The organism is Xaviernesmea rhizosphaerae, from assembly GCF_001938945.1.
Taxonomy (GTDB): domain Bacteria; phylum Pseudomonadota; class Alphaproteobacteria; order Rhizobiales; family Rhizobiaceae; genus Xaviernesmea; species Xaviernesmea rhizosphaerae.
The window spans coordinates 80,605-94,214 of record NZ_MKIO01000047.1; the positions used below are offsets into that span (position 1 = coordinate 80,605).

A 13,610-nucleotide genomic window follows, 5' to 3' on the forward strand; every position below is an offset into this window, starting at 1 on the left:
AGGGTCTCTCCGAGCATCGATCAGGGGGGCAGCGTAAAGACACCGCGCGGGGCTCGCCACCCGTTTCTTGGCCAAGCAGCTTCAGCGTCTGACGCGGGCCAGCGCCTGCGAGAAGGCGGCGGCGAAGCTTTCCCGCTCCTGCGGATTGAGAAAGCTGGCGACCGGCACCATGCGGCCGCGCTCGGCGATGTGCAGGGCGGTGATGCAGATCTCGGCATGGCGGGCAATCTCCAGCCGGGCGGAAAGCGGATTGAAGCGATGCTCGACCATGGCGCCTTCAGGCGAGAAGCTGCGCAGGCGGATATCGACACGCGAGATGCTGACCTCCTCGCGCCGGCGCCCAGCCCGGTGGCTCATCCACACCGCGCCGAGCAGCAGCAGAATATCGAGCCCGAAGAAGGGCAGGACAGGCCAGGCGCCGATGGCGAGAAACAGCGTCGCATGGCCCAGGCCCAGGAGGATCGCCAGCACCAGCAGCACGCGCGTGCCCTTGGGCCCCAGCGAACGATGGGGCCTGAGCTCGGCCGTGAAGACCGGCCTTTCACTGGGATTGTCCGCGCGCGTGCTGGCGATCATGGCCCGGCAGCATAGACGAGAACCGGCCTCGGCGCGCGGCTTTTGCGGGGAGCCATCAGAAGAAGGTGAGGGAGACGGCAGCAGAGGGAGGGCGCATCGTCTCGCTGTGCTGCGGTGGATGACGGACAGGGCTCTCTGCCGGCCCTGATCAAAACGGCGATGCGGGCGGCGGGACGATCCTGTATGAGGGAGCATGGCCAAGATCACGACCCAGAACACCGCCCTTTCCGACCCCTCAGAGACCCTGTCACCCGTTACCGGCCCTGCCGACGCCGACAAGGCCGTCAAGGCTCCGCCGAAGGTGAAGGCCCGCCCGGCGCCGCGGCGCGGGGCGGCGAAGACGCGGGTACGCACGGCCTATGGCCGCGCGGAGATCGAGGAGATCTTCCGCCGCTTCTCCATCCAGCGGCCCGAGCCCAAGGGTGAGCTGGAGCATGTGAACCCCTTCACCCTGGTCGTCGCCGTGGCGCTCTCGGCCCAGGCCACGGATGTCGGCGTCAACAAGGCCACCCGCGCGCTCTTTGCCGTGGCCGACACGCCGGAAAAGATGCTGGCGCTGGGCGAGGAGAAGGTCCGCGACTACATCAAGACCATCGGCCTCTACCGCAACAAGGCCAAAAATGTGATTGCGCTCAGCGAAATGCTGGTGCGCGATTTCGGCGGCGAGGTGCCGCGCACGCGCGAGGAACTGGTGCGCCTGCCCGGCGTAGGGCGCAAGACCGCCAATGTCGTGCTCTCCATGGCCTTCGGCCAGCCGACGCTGGCTGTCGACACCCATATCCTGCGCCTTGCCAACCGGCTGAAGCTCGCACCCGGCAAGACGCCGGACGAGGTGGAGGAACGCCTGATCCGGGTCATTCCCGACCACTACCTCTTCCACGCCCATCACTGGCTGATCCTGCATGGGCGCTATGTCTGCAAGGCGCGCCGGCCGGAATGCGAGCGCTGCATCATCGCCGACCTGTGCAAGGCGGACGAGAAGAGCTGCGACGTGCCGGCGCCGCTTGTCGAATGGACGGGCGCCAATGCTGCGGCGGATGAAGGGCAGCCGTAAAGCCCAGAGCGTGGGGTGACGCTCTACCGCTTCTCCGTCAGCGAGAAGAGGAAGGCTGCGGCGGGCAGCGCCAGGCCGAGCAGCGAGGCGGCGAGCCAGCCGCCATGGGCATAGGCATAGGCGCCCGCGGCCGAGCCTAGCGCCCCGCCCAGGAAGAAGGTGGCCATGAACAGCCCGTTCAGCCGGCCGCGCTCCGCCTCGCCCAGCGTATAGATTGCCCGCTGTCCAAGCACCAGCGAGGTCGAGACCCCGGCATCGAGCAGGATCGCGGCGAGCGTGAACAGCGCCAGCGAGACGAGCGAGCCGGAGGGCACAAGATAGGTCAGGGCGAAGGACAGCGTCGCCATGACCAGCGCCACGCGCGTGGCGATCCGGCTCAGGCCCCGGTCGGCAAGGCGCCCGGCGATCGGCGCAGCGATGGCGCCGGCTGCCCCCGCCAGCGCGAAGAGCGCGATGGCGCTTTGCGACAGGCCGAATTCGGGACCTGCCAGTTCCAGCGGCGTCACCGTCCAGAACAGGCTGAAGGCGGAAAACAGGCCGGCCTGATAGGCTGCCCGCCGCTGCAGCACGGGCGTGTGCAGCGCCAGATCCTTCATCGAGGCAAGCAGCGCGAAATAGCCGAGGCTACCCGCCGGCCGGCGCTCCGGCAGGGTGCGGGCGAGAAGCAAAGCGAGGCCCAGGAGAACGGCTGCGGACAGAAAGAAGACCGCATGCCAGGAGACGATGCCGGCAATCAGGCTGGAGACCGGCCGGGCGAGCATGATGCCGACCAGAAGCCCGCTCACCACATTGCCCACCACGCGGCCGCGTGCCTCGGGCGCCACCATGGCCGATGCATAGGGCACGATGATCTGCACCGAAACCGAGCACAGGCCGATCAGAAGAGCGGCGGAGAGAAAGGGCGCAGCCTGATTGAACAGACCGGCGCCGAGCACGGCGAGGGCGTCCAGCAGCAGCATGGTCAGGATCAGCCGCTTGTTCTCGATGAGATCGCCGAGCGGCACGATCAGGAGCAGGCCGAGACCATATCCGATCTGCGTCAGCGTGACGATCAGGCCGCTGGCGGCCGGCGACAGGCCGAGATCGCGGCTGATCGGCCCGACGAGCGGCTGGGCGTAATAGAGATTGGCGACGATCAGCCCGCAGGCCGCCGCCAGAATGAGAGTGAGCCGCATGGGGATGCGTGCGTCCTGAACCGAACCGGTCATGCCTGCCTCTGTCACGCGGGGTGTTTCCCGTGAAAACCGAATCACGGAAAAGGCCCCGTGCCTTTCCTGTTCCACGGCAGTCCGATGCCGAAGCGACGCCGCCCGGCCAGCCTGCAGCGGTTGTTGCGCCGCTCCTCCCGCAATGCCGCAGGCATGACATGGCGAGCCCGTTGCAGGCAAGCATTCCGGTCCGGGCCACGCCCTGCAAATTCTGGCCTGGGTCCGCCTGCGGGCGGCGTGTCGTGCCGGGGGGGCGGCCGGTGGGGGATGCGGCGGGGCGCGGCCTGCGTCCTGCGCCAGCGGCGGTGAAGCAATGCGTATGCCGGCGAAACAAAGGGATTCCCTCCGCCGTGATTATGCGCTAGCGCGAAAGAAGTTTCCCCATGGCCGGCACCACCGGCGGCCCAAGAGCGGATCGGATTGAATGACCAGTTTCGACGTGCTGACGATCGGTAATGCCATCGTCGATATCATCGCGCGCTGCGAGGATGCCTTCCTTGAGGAAAACGCCATCATCAAGGGGGCCATGAATCTGATCGACGCCGAACGCGCCACGCTGCTCTATGACCGCATGGGTCCGGCCGTGGAAGCCTCGGGCGGCAGCGCCGGCAACACGGCGGCCGGTGTGGCCAGCCTCGGCGGCCGCGCCGCCTATTTCGGCAAGGTCTGCGACGACCAGCTCGGCGAGATCTTCGCCCATGACATTCGCGCTCAGGGCGTTCACTTCAAGACCGCCCCGCTGACGCAAGCGCCGCCGACCGCACGCTCGATGATCTTCGTGACCGAGGATGGCGAGCGGTCGATGAACACCTATCTCGGCGCCTGCGTGGAGCTGGGGCCCGACGATGTCGAAGAGGAGGTGGTGGCCGCCTCCGCCGTCACCTATTTCGAGGGCTATCTCTGGGATCCGCCGCGCGCCAAGGATGCCATCCGCGCCGCCGCCCGCATCGCCCATGCCCATGGCCGCGAAGTGGCGATGACGCTCTCGGACAGTTTCTGCGTTCACCGCTACCGCGCCGAGTTCCTCGATCTGATGCGCTCAGGCACGGTGGATATCGTTTTCGCCAACAAGGCGGAGACGCTGGCGCTCTACGAGACCGAGGATTTCGAGGCGGCGCTCGCGGCGATTGCGGCCGATTGCAAGCTGGCCGTCGTCACCATGTCCGAAGAGGGTTCGGTGATCCTGAAGGATGGCGAACGCGTGCCGGTGGAGCCGCTTGAAATCGCCCAGCTGGTGGACACGACCGGCGCGGGCGATCTCTATGCTGCCGGCTTCCTGTTCGGCTACACCGCCGGGCGCAGCCTGGCCGATTGCGGCCGGCTCGGCAGCCTTGCCGCCGGCATCGTCATCCAGCAGATCGGGCCGCGGCCCATGGTCTCGCTCAAGACCGAAGCCGAGCGTGCCGGCCTGCTCTGATGATCTGTGATCCGGCCTAGAGCATCGGACCGAAAAGCGGGAATCGGTTTTCGGAAAAATCCGATGCAAAAACAAAAAGCTAAAGCATCGCACTGAGGACTGTTTTCAGTCCGATGCTCTAGCGGAGCATCCGCCCGGCCGGCCGCGTCAATTCCCGGGGCGCGTGCCCTACTTGAATGCCTCGCCGGGATAGGCGCCCCAGAGTTCGTTCTGGGCGATCCAGCCGCTGACGCCTTGCGTCTCGGCACGGCACCAGTCGCCATTGCATTCGCGCACATGCACGATCACGCCCGGCTCCATCCGCGCGACGATGCCCGCGCCCGAGGCCGGCTCCCGGCGCATGTTGACGAAGACGCCCGAGCCCTTGCCGCGCATCCAGGGCGCGGTCAGCGCCGTGCGCTCGCCCGAAAGCAGCGCCTGGTTGACCCAGCCTTCCGTGCCCTCGGCATCGCGGATGCGGCGCCAGTTCTCGTATTCCTGGATGATTTCCACCGGAATGCCGGCTTTGAGATAGCGCCAGGAAACGGCGTAATCGAGGCTCGGGCCGACGCGCAGATTGACGCTGCGCGATTTCAGGCTGACGAAGCGGGGCAGCGGCAGGCCGCTGGCGCCGCGCGTCGCCTGGGCGGCGGCCGGCTTGGCCAGCGGCGCCTGCGAAACAATCCCGCCCAGCAGAATGCCGGCGAGCACGGTGCCTTTCAGCAAGATGACAGGGATCCGGCGCATGGACATCCACTTTCGATCGACGCTGCCGGCCGCGCCCCTTGAGGGGCCGCCGTCGCGCGCCTTGCAAATCTCGCGCATCCGCAGCCGCCGTCCCTCATGGAGCGGAGGCCCGTGATGCGGCTCCAGCGGTCTGATTTCGACATTTGCCACCGGTCGCAGCGCCCTTGACGGCAAATGTCAAAATCAGACCACGTTCGGCCCATTGCCTCTCGCGCGGTCCTCCGCCTGCCGGCAGGTTCGCCCCGAAGGGCGACCCGTCATAGGGCGCGCTCCACGGCGCGGGTCCAGACGCCGTCGAGAGTTTTGATTGAGTTCGCGAGGCGGTCTGCTAGACAATGCGCCGTTACGTGACCATTACCGATCCTGGTTAACAAGCCGTCAACACGAGACCGGACAGATCCGCCATGACTGCGAAGAAAAAGCCCAAGGTCTTCATCACCCGCAAGCTGCCGGATCAGGTGGAGACACGGATGCGTGAACTTTTTGAGGCGGAGCTGAACATTGACGACCGGCCCTTGAGCCAGCCCGAACTGGTCTCGGCCGTGCAGCGCGCCGACGTGCTGGTGCCCACCGTCACCGACCGGATCGATGCCGCGCTGATCGAGCAGGCGGGGCCGCAGCTGAAGCTGATCGCCAGCTTCTCCAATGGTGTCGACAATATCGACGTGGACGCCGCCGCCGCCAAGGGCATCACCGTCACCAACACGCCGAACGTGCTGACCGAAGACACGGCCGACATGACCATGGCGCTGATCCTCGCCGTACCGCGCCGGCTGACGGAGGGCGCCACCGTGCTGACCGACCGGCGCCATGAATGGGCCGGCTGGTCGCCGACCTGGATGCTCGGCCGGCGCATTTCCGGCAAGCGCATCGGCATTGTCGGCATGGGCCGCATCGGCACGGCGGTGGCGAAGCGGGCCAAAGCCTTCGGCCTGTCGATCCACTATCACAACCGCAAGCGCGTCAGCGCCGAGACGGAGGAGGCGCTGGAGGCGACCTATTGGGACAGCCTCGACCAGATGCTGGCCCGGGTCGATATCGTCTCGGTCAATTGCCCTTCGACCCCGGCCACCTACCATCTGCTCTCGGCCCGGCGCCTGCAGCTGATGCAGCCGACCAGCTACATCGTCAACACCGCGCGCGGCGGCATCGTCGACGAAACCGCGCTGATCAAGTGCCTGCGCGAGGGCCGCATCGCCGGCGCCGGGCTGGATGTGTTCGAGAACGAGCCGGCGATCAACCCGAAATTCTTCAAGCTGGCCACCGAAGGCCGCGTCGTGCTTTTGCCGCACATGGGCTCCGCCACGTTGGAGAGCCGCATCGACATGGGCGAGAAGGTGATCATCAACATCCGTACCTTCTTCGACGGCCACCGCCCGCCGGACCGGGTGCTGCCCAGCCGGGTGTGATGGCACAGGCCGGAGGCAGGTGCTCCGGCTCTAGAGCATCGGACTGAAAATCATACGCAGTCTGGTGATCTAGGATTTTGTTTTTGCATCGGATTTCTCCGAAAACCGGTTCCCACTTTTCGGTCCGATGCTCTAGGGGTCGTCAGACTGTGATGAAGCCCTCCATCACCCGCAGGCTGCGCCCGGCAATGGTGACGCGTTCGACCACCCTTTGCCGCTTCTCGGCCGCGACATCGATGATGCTCTCGCGGCCCATCTCCACCCCCTGGCGGATGCGGACCTCGATCCACGCATCCGCGCGCGGGTCCAGCGTGGCGAGAAGCGCGCCGAGTGCGCCGGAGGCGCTGCCGGTGGCAGGGTCTTCCGGGATCTTGTCCAGGGGCGCGAACATGCGGGCGCGGATGGCCATCGGTGCGTCGGGAGCGCTCTCCTCGCGCACGTAGAGGAAGATCGGGAAATGATCGGTCTCCTCGGCATGGAGCGCCTGCGCCCGGCGCGAAGCGGCCATATCTGGCAGGGCGGCGGCCAGATCCTTCAGGCTGCCCAGTTCGGCGATCACGAATTTCAGGCCGACGGAGGCAAAGACTGGGGCGTGGCGGTCCGTCCTGATCGCCTCCGCACCGAGCCCGATGCAGGCCGCGACCGTCTCGACATCGACCTCGCCTCCCAGCATGAGCGGCTGCGGCGCGGTGATGCGCGTGCCGGCAAGCGTCCCGTCGCCGGCCTTCAGGATCTCCACGATCACCAGCCCGGCGCCCTCCTCGAAGCGCAGCCGGTCCGGCAGCGCCCCTGTCTCCGCCTGGATCCTTTCGGCCACCACCTGCGCCGTGCCGACATTGGGATGGCCGGCAAAGCCGATCTCCATGGTGGGCGTGAAGATCCGCACCTCGGCCGTATTGGCCGGGTCCTTGGGCGGCAGGATGAAGGTGCTTTCCGAATAGCCGAACTCCGCCGCAATCGCCTGCATCGCCGCGCCATCGAGCCCCCAGGCATCGGTGACGACCGCCAGCGGATTGCCGCCGAAGCGGCGTTCGGTGAAGACATCGAGCGTGACGAAGGGAAACTGGGGCATGGGGTGCGGGTTCCTGTGGCGGGAGCCTTTTGTAGGAAGGCGCCCGTCTCATGGAATGGGCAAACTTGTTCTATGGGACAAGAATGGCGCGGAGCCCGCGCGTGCGCGGGAGGGCGGCGGACCTGAGACCGGGGCATGATGGGAAAACGTCGTTTCCATCAGACCCTGGCCGGCGGTGAGGCCCGCAAGCTCCCGCAGGACGCCCTGCACGCGCGCCGAAGCGATCGTGCCTTCAAGCAACAGGGTTTCGCCCTCCACTGCCGAATGCGTCACGGCAGCCCCGGCCTTGCCCAGCACGGTCAGCAAGGTGTGAAAGGCGTTGCTTGGCGCTTCCAGCCGAAATTGCTCCACGGGTTCGCAGACAACCGTGCCCGCTTCTTGCACCGCCTTGGCCAGCACCCAGAGCGTCAACTGGCGAAAATCGCCGGCTGTGCTGGAGGGGGAGGTGTGTTTTGCATCGGTCATGGCGATGTGGCAATCGACAATGGGCCATCCGAAGAGGCCGTCTTCGAGGGCTTCCAGCGCGGTTTCCTCCACGGCGCGATAGAAACTCGCCGGCATCTGGCCGACATCCACTTCAAGCGCGAAACTGTTTCCGGCGCCCTCCTTGCGCGGCTCGACGCGCAGGCCGACCGTGGCGAGGAAGGGGTTGGGCGGCCTGAAAATGAGTTCGAGGCCCGTGCCAATGCCGAGCAGCCGTTCCACATGGACGATCGTGCTCTCTTCGAACGCGACCGAAAGGTCGAAATCGGCCAGCAGCGTGTCGCGGATGACGTCCTTTTGCACCTCGCCATAGAGCGACAGGTAGATTTCGCCCGTGTCCGCTGTCTTGCGCAGGGCGATGAAGGGATCCTGTTCGGCAAGCTGGCTGAGCGCCACCCACAGGGCGCCATGGTCGCCGGCTCTGGCGACCACGATTTTCGCTTCGAGCGTCGGCGGCGGAAAGGCCGTTTTGACGGCAGAGTCGCGCATGTCTCCCACGCTGTCGCCGATGCGCGCATGGGACAGACCCGAGATCCGGCCGATCTGCCCCGCCTGCAGGCAGGAGGCCGGACGGGTCTGCCCATTGTCAAAGACCTGAATTACAGTGACCCGCTCAGGACCTCTCGGCAGGGAAAGTGTCTGGCGCAGCGCAATCGTGCCGGAGGTCAAGGCGACATAGGCCAGCTTTTCTCCGCCCCAGCCGCGCTCGATCTTGAAGATCGTTCCTTCTACGGCAGCGGCGGGATCGCGAAGCGGCGCCGGCAGGATCGTAGCGATGGCGGACATCAGCGCCGGCACACCGACGCCTGTCATCGCCGCGCCGGCGAAGCTCGGATGCAGCAGTCCCTGACCAACCTGCTCGCGCAGGGCGTCCTGCAGGCGTTGCGCGGTCAGGGTCTGCGGCGCCGTGAGATAATCCGCAAGCAGATCGGGATCGTGATCCGCCATCGCCTCGCAAGCTGTGTCGAAGAGTGCGGGATCTCGAAGATCGAGCGGTTCGGCCCGGGCGTTTTTCGTGCCCGCTTCGATGACACGCGACACGCCAATCGGGCGCACGGGCAGCGCAGAGCGAAGCGCCGCGATCACCGCCGGAACGTCTGCCCCGCGGCGATCGATCTTGTTGATGAAGAACACGAAGGGCACCCGCAGGCGCTGAAGCGCACGCACCAGAACCCGCGTCTGCGCCTGCACGCCTTCGACGGCGGAAACGACGACAATCGCCGCGTCAAGCAGACCGAGAACCCGGTCGACTTCCGCGATGAAGTCCGGATGGCCGGGTGTGTCGATCAGGTTGACGATACGGTCCCCGATCTTGAACGAGACAACCGCCGCCTTGATGGTGATCCCGCGTTGACGCTCAAGCGCCAGCGTGTCCGTTTGCGTGCTGCCCTTATCGACGCTCCCGAGGCGATCGATCACGCCTGCATCGAAAAGAAGTCGTTCAGTCAGACTGGTTTTGCCAGCGTCCACATGGGCGAGGATGCCCAAATTCAAACTGCGCATGATGCCTCAGCTTCTCAGAAAGTCGGATGTGAAGTTCGTGAGAAGTGAGTCGGCGCATTGGGACCCCCGGTCGTTCGAGAGAGAATGGTCTTTCGCGGTGCCTGATCCAGACGATCAGCATCAACAGTGTGCCTGTCCATCGAATGATGTCAAGCCAGCCGCCCTTAGTGCGATCGCGCGAAAATCGCTTGCACAACGCATAAGTCTGCGCTTATCTCAAGCACATGATGACGGACGATCTCTTCAAGGCGCTGGCCGACCCGACGCGGCGCAGGATTTTCGAGAAGCTGGCCGAGGGCGGGCGCACCGCGAGCGCGCTGCGCGAGGGCATGGCGATCAGCCAGCCGGCGATGTCGCAGCACCTTGCGGTGCTGCGCAAGGCCGGGCTCCTGCGGGAGGCGCGCAAGGGCCGTTTCGTCGAATATCAGGTCGAACCGGAGGGGCTGGCGCGGATGGCCGAATGGCTGGCCCGTTACCGCGCCTACTGGCCCGAGCGAATCGACGCGCTCAAGACCCTGTTGCGGGAGATGGATCAATGACCGAGGACACCCCTGTGGATGCCGCTCTCCTGTTCGAGGAGACGCTGGATGCACCGCTGCCGAAAGTCTGGCGCGCCCTGAGCATCCCGGCGCTGCGTGCGCAATGGCTTCCCTCAGGGGATCTGATGGAGCCGGACGGGGTGGAGGTGGTTCCCGGTCAAACGATGCGCTACAGGATGCGCGAGCGCACGCCGCCCTTCCTCGAGAGCCATGTGACGATCCGCCTGACGCCGGGCGAGGATGGCGGCACGCATATCCGCATCCTTCACGAACTGGCCAGGCCGCGCGCGGCCGGCCCGGTGGCGGCCAATGCCAACAGAGCGGCCCTGCTGAGCGCCGCCTGACCGCGTTCCCGACAGCTTACACTCCAACAGCAGGAGAATTCGCCGATGCGCGAAGCGATGCAACTTGTCCCCATGGTCGTCGAACAGTCCAGCCGGGGGGAACGGTCGTTCGACATCTATTCCCGGCTCCTGCGCGAGCGGATCATCTTCCTCAATGGCGAGGTGAACGACACGGTGGCCGCGCTCGTCTGCGCCCAGCTCCTGTTTCTGGAAGCGGAGGATCCGACGCGGCCGATCCATCTCTACATCAACTCACCCGGCGGCGTGGTGACGGCTGGCCTCGCCATGTATGACACCATGCATTACATCCGGCCGCCGGTGCATACGCTGTGCATGGGCACGGCCCGCTCCATGGGCTCCTTCCTGCTGATGGCCGGCGAGCCGGGCCAGCGCGCAGCACTTCCCAATGCCAGCCTGCATGTCCACCAGCCGCTCGGCGGCTTCCAGGGGCAGGCGTCGGATTTCATGATCCATGCCGAGGAAATGCAGCAGACCAAGCGCCGCATGATCCGGCTCTACGCACAGCATTGCGGGCGCAGCGAGGAGGAGGTCGAGCGCACGCTCGACCGAGATTGCTTCATGACCGCCGAGCAGGCGCTGGAATGGGGGCTGATCGACCGCATTCTCGACCGCCGCGCGCTGGAGCTGCCGGCGGCGTGACCGAAGGTCGCGGTCCGGCGTGCAATGATGCAGGCCGAGGCTGCGCCCCTTGAGACAGTCGACCCCGGCGGCGAGCCGCCGGGCCTTGTTCGGTTCTGCCGAAGGGCCTCAGGCGCGCAGCGTGCCGCCTGTGGCCTTGGTGACGTTGGCGACGATGCGGCCGGTGAGCGCCTCGAAGTCCTCGTCCGTCAGCGTGCGCTCGGCCGGCTGGATCGTGACTTCGATTGCCACCGACTTCTTGCCCTCGCCAAGCGCTCCGCCCTCGAACACGTCGAAGACATTGACGCTTGCGATCAGCTTGCGGTCGGCGGTCGAGGCGGCCTTGAGGATCGCGCCGGCTTCCACCGCGCGGTCGACCACGAAGGCGAAGTCGCGGCGCACGGCCTGGAAGGGCGAGAGATCGAGCGCCGGCTTGGTGCGGGTCGCCTTCTTCTTCGGCTCTGGCAGCGCATCGACGAAGACCTCGAAGCCGGCTAGCGCGCCCGAGACATCCAGCGCGGCCAAAACCTTGGGATGGAATTCGCCGAAATAGCCGAGCGTGATCTTCGGGCCGTATTTGATCGTGCCCGAGCGTCCCGGATGGTACCAGGACGGGCCGCCGGCCTCGATCTGGACATTGGCCATGGGCACGCCGCAGGCTTCCAGCACCGCCAGCGCATCGGCCTTGGCGTCGAAGACGTCGATCGGCTTGCCGCCGCCCTTCAGCCCGTTCGACCAGGAGCGCCCGGCGCCGGCAAGGCTGGCCGTGCCGCGGCGCAAGCCGCCGGCCACGCGCCGCTGGCCTTCCGGCTTGTCGCTTTCATAGGTGCCCGAAACCTCGAACAACGCGACATCGCCATGGCCCTTGTCGGCATTGCGCTGGGCGGCTGTCAAAAGGCCTGGCAGCAGCGAGGGGCGCATGTCCGACATGTCGGCGGCGATCGGGTTGACCAGCGAAAGCTCCGGCTTGCCGCCGCCGAACAGCTCGGCCTGGTCCTTGGGGATGAAGGACCAGGTGACGGCTTCCAGCATGCCGCGTGCGGCCAGCGCCCGCTTGGCGGCTCGGGTGCGGATCTGCAGGAGCGTCAGGATACGGCCATTAACGGCATCGATCCGCTCCAGGGCCACGGGACGGATGCGATCGACGCCGTGGATGCGCATGACCTCTTCCACCAGATCGGCCTTGCCCTCGACATCCGGCCGCCAGGAGGGGACGGTGACGCGTGCCCGCGCGCCCTGATCCTCGACCGTGAAGCCGAGCTTTTCCAGGATCGTGCGCGACTGAGCCGGCTCGATCGTCAGGCCCGTCAGGCGGCTGACCTCGGAATAGGGAAAGTCCACCACCCTGGCCGCCGTCTCGCCGCTGCCGGCAATGACCGCCTCGCAAGGGCTGCCGCCGCACAGCTCAAGCACCAGCGCGGTCGCGCGGTCGAGGCCGGGGATCATATAGGCCGGATCGACCCCGCGCTCGAAGCGGTAGCGGGCGTCGGTGATGATGCCGAGGCTGCGGCCGGTTTTGGCGATGTTCATCGGATCCCACAGGGCCGATTCGATCAGCACCTCGGTCGTGGTCTCGTCGCAGCCGGAATGCTCGCCGCCCATGATGCCGCCGATCGATTCCACGCCGTTCTCGTCGGCGATGACGACATTGGCCGGCGAGAGCTTGTATTCGCGGGTGTCGAGTGCGAGCACGGTCTCGCCCTCCTTCGCCCGGCGCACGGTGAGATCGCCCTTGACCTTGGCGGCATCGAAGACGTGCAGCGGCCGGCCCTGGTCAAAGGTCATGTAGTTGGTGATGTCAACGAGCGCATTGATCGGGCGCAGGCCGATCGCGGTCAGCCGGCGGCGCATCCAGTCCGGGCTCTGGCCGTTGCGCACACCCTTGACGAGACGCAGCGCGAAGCCGGGGCAGAGCGCGGGATCGTCGAGATCGAGCGTCACCTTGACCGGTGTCTCGCCCGAAAGCGGGAGCGCCGGAGCAGGCGTCGTCTTCAGCCGGCCGAGGCCGGCGGCGGCGAGATCGCGGGCAATGCCGTGAATCGAGGTGCAGTCCGGCCGGTTCGGCGTCAGGTTGATCTCGATGACGGGATCGTCAATGCCGGCATAGGAGGCGAAACTGGTGCCGACGGGGGCATCCTCCGGCAGCTCGATGATGCCGTTATGGTCGTCGGAGATTTCCAGCTCCTTCTCCGAGCACATCATGCCCCGGCTTTCGACACCGCGAATGGTGCCGACCGAGAGCGTGACATTGAGCCCGGGAACATGGGTGCCGGGCGCGGCAAAGGCGCCGACGAGTCCCGCGCGCGCATTGGGCGCGCCGCAGACCACCTGCACCGGCTGGCCGGCGCCGGTATCGACCATCAGCACCTTCAGCTTGTCGGCTTGCGGATGCTTCTCGGCCGAGACCACTTTGGCGATCAGGAAGGGCTTGAATGCCGCTTTGTCATCGACATCCTCCACTTCGAGACCGATCGCGGTCAGGCGTTCGCAGATCTCGTCCAGCGTGGCGTCGGTCTCAAGATGATCCTTGAGCCAGGAAAGGGTGAATTTCATCGGTTCGTTCTCGTTTCGAAAATGGCATGGGCCGCGATGTGCTCAACGCCGTAAGCTGGGTTCGCCGCTGCAGGACATTTTCCCGAA

Annotated in this window: 12 protein-coding genes; 6 read left to right on the forward strand and 6 right to left on the reverse strand. The window is 66.3% G+C overall.

Annotated elements, in window-relative coordinates:
• Positions 1-81: 81 nt before the first annotated feature.
• Complete coding sequence (locus tag BJF92_RS23595; RefSeq protein WP_075637207.1) at positions 82-576, reverse strand: DUF2244 domain-containing protein; 495 nt, start codon at positions 574-576, stop codon at positions 82-84.
• A gap of 193 nt (positions 577-769) precedes the next feature.
• On the opposite strand from BJF92_RS23595, the gene nth reads away from it, so the two are divergent.
• Complete coding sequence (gene nth, locus BJF92_RS23600; RefSeq protein ID WP_078058358.1) at positions 770-1,630, forward strand: endonuclease III; 861 nt, start codon at positions 770-772, stop codon at positions 1,628-1,630.
• A 23-nt stretch (positions 1,631-1,653) separates the two neighbouring features.
• On the opposite strand, the gene BJF92_RS23605 is transcribed toward nth, so the two are convergent.
• The gene (locus BJF92_RS23605; protein ID WP_075637208.1) at positions 1,654-2,838 is read right to left on the reverse strand and encodes an MFS transporter; all 1,185 of its coding nucleotides are present in this window, start codon (positions 2,836-2,838) and stop codon (positions 1,654-1,656) included.
• Between the two features lie 424 nt (positions 2,839-3,262).
• Between BJF92_RS23605 and BJF92_RS23610 the strand changes: the two genes are divergently transcribed.
• Complete coding sequence (locus BJF92_RS23610; RefSeq protein WP_075637209.1) at positions 3,263-4,255, forward strand: adenosine kinase; 993 nt, start codon at positions 3,263-3,265, stop codon at positions 4,253-4,255.
• A 168-nt stretch (positions 4,256-4,423) separates the two neighbouring features.
• Here the strand turns inward: BJF92_RS23610 and BJF92_RS23615 are convergent, their stop codons facing one another.
• The gene (locus BJF92_RS23615; protein ID WP_425356486.1) at positions 4,424-5,059 is read right to left on the reverse strand and encodes an SH3 domain-containing protein; all 636 of its coding nucleotides are present in this window, start codon (positions 5,057-5,059) and stop codon (positions 4,424-4,426) included.
• A gap of 326 nt (positions 5,060-5,385) precedes the next feature.
• Here BJF92_RS23615 and BJF92_RS23620 point away from each other — a divergent pair, with 326 nt between their 5' ends.
• Positions 5,386-6,390: a 2-hydroxyacid dehydrogenase gene (locus BJF92_RS23620; RefSeq protein ID WP_075637210.1), complete on the forward strand. Its 1,005-nt coding sequence runs from the start codon at positions 5,386-5,388 to the stop codon at positions 6,388-6,390.
• 142 nt (positions 6,391-6,532) lie between these two features.
• On the opposite strand, the gene BJF92_RS23625 is transcribed toward BJF92_RS23620, so the two are convergent.
• Together BJF92_RS23625 and BJF92_RS23630 are read right to left on the reverse strand one after the other, a co-directional pair.
• A complete protein-coding gene (locus BJF92_RS23625; RefSeq protein WP_075637211.1) occupies positions 6,533-7,462 on the reverse strand; it encodes a PhzF family phenazine biosynthesis protein in 930 nt (309 codons plus the stop codon).
• 48 nt (positions 7,463-7,510) lie between these two features.
• Positions 7,511-9,448, reverse strand: a complete 1,938-nt coding sequence (locus tag BJF92_RS23630) for an elongation factor G (RefSeq protein ID WP_075637212.1) — start codon at positions 9,446-9,448, stop codon at positions 7,511-7,513.
• Positions 9,449-9,672: 224 nt separating this feature from the next.
• On the opposite strand from BJF92_RS23630, the gene BJF92_RS23635 reads away from it, so the two are divergent.
• Genes BJF92_RS23635 through BJF92_RS23645 form a run of 3 tightly spaced genes read left to right on the forward strand, consistent with a single transcriptional unit; the run spans position 9,673 to position 10,991 of the window.
• Positions 9,673-9,987: an ArsR/SmtB family transcription factor gene (locus BJF92_RS23635; protein ID WP_075637213.1), complete on the forward strand. Its 315-nt coding sequence runs from the start codon at positions 9,673-9,675 to the stop codon at positions 9,985-9,987.
• Positions 9,984-10,331, forward strand: a complete 348-nt coding sequence (locus BJF92_RS23640; RefSeq protein WP_075637214.1) for an SRPBCC family protein — start codon at positions 9,984-9,986, stop codon at positions 10,329-10,331. The genes BJF92_RS23635 and BJF92_RS23640 overlap by 4 nt, the downstream gene beginning before the upstream one ends.
• A 45-nt stretch (positions 10,332-10,376) precedes the next feature.
• Positions 10,377-10,991 carry an ATP-dependent Clp protease proteolytic subunit gene (locus BJF92_RS23645; RefSeq protein WP_075637215.1) on the forward strand — a complete coding sequence of 205 codons (615 nt, stop codon included), beginning with the start codon at positions 10,377-10,379 and terminating at the stop codon, positions 10,989-10,991.
• Positions 10,992-11,099: 108 nt separating this feature from the next.
• On the opposite strand, the gene pheT is transcribed toward BJF92_RS23645, so the two are convergent.
• Entirely contained in the window at positions 11,100-13,523 is a 2,424-nt protein-coding gene (gene pheT / locus BJF92_RS23650) for a phenylalanine--tRNA ligase subunit beta (RefSeq protein ID WP_075637216.1), read from the reverse strand.
• Positions 13,524-13,610 lie beyond the last annotated feature (87 nt).

Coding starts and splice junctions, on each gene's coding strand:
- BJF92_RS23620 (WP_075637210.1), top strand. CDS start 5,386: ATGACTGCGAAGAAAAAGCCCAAGGTCTTCATCACCCGCAAGCTGCCG.
- BJF92_RS23635 (WP_075637213.1), top strand. CDS start 9,673: ATGATGACGGACGATCTCTTCAAGGCGCTGGCCGACCCGACGCGGCGC.
- BJF92_RS23645 (WP_075637215.1), top strand. CDS start 10,377: ATGCGCGAAGCGATGCAACTTGTCCCCATGGTCGTCGAACAGTCCAGC.
- BJF92_RS23595 (WP_075637207.1), bottom strand. CDS start 576: ATGATCGCCAGCACGCGCGCGGACAATCCCAGTGAAAGGCCGGTCTTC.
- BJF92_RS23615 (WP_425356486.1), bottom strand. CDS start 5,059: ATGCGCGAGATTTGCAAGGCGCGCGACGGCGGCCCCTCAAGGGGCGCG.
- BJF92_RS23605 (WP_075637208.1), bottom strand. CDS start 2,838: ATGACCGGTTCGGTTCAGGACGCACGCATCCCCATGCGGCTCACTCTC.
- BJF92_RS23625 (WP_075637211.1), bottom strand. CDS start 7,462: ATGCCCCAGTTTCCCTTCGTCACGCTCGATGTCTTCACCGAACGCCGC.
- BJF92_RS23640 (WP_075637214.1), top strand. CDS start 9,984: ATGACCGAGGACACCCCTGTGGATGCCGCTCTCCTGTTCGAGGAGACG.
- nth (WP_078058358.1), top strand. CDS start 770: ATGGCCAAGATCACGACCCAGAACACCGCCCTTTCCGACCCCTCAGAG.
- pheT (WP_075637216.1), bottom strand. CDS start 13,523: ATGAAATTCACCCTTTCCTGGCTCAAGGATCATCTTGAGACCGACGCC.
- BJF92_RS23610 (WP_075637209.1), top strand. CDS start 3,263: ATGACCAGTTTCGACGTGCTGACGATCGGTAATGCCATCGTCGATATC.
- BJF92_RS23630 (WP_075637212.1), bottom strand. CDS start 9,448: ATGCGCAGTTTGAATTTGGGCATCCTCGCCCATGTGGACGCTGGCAAA.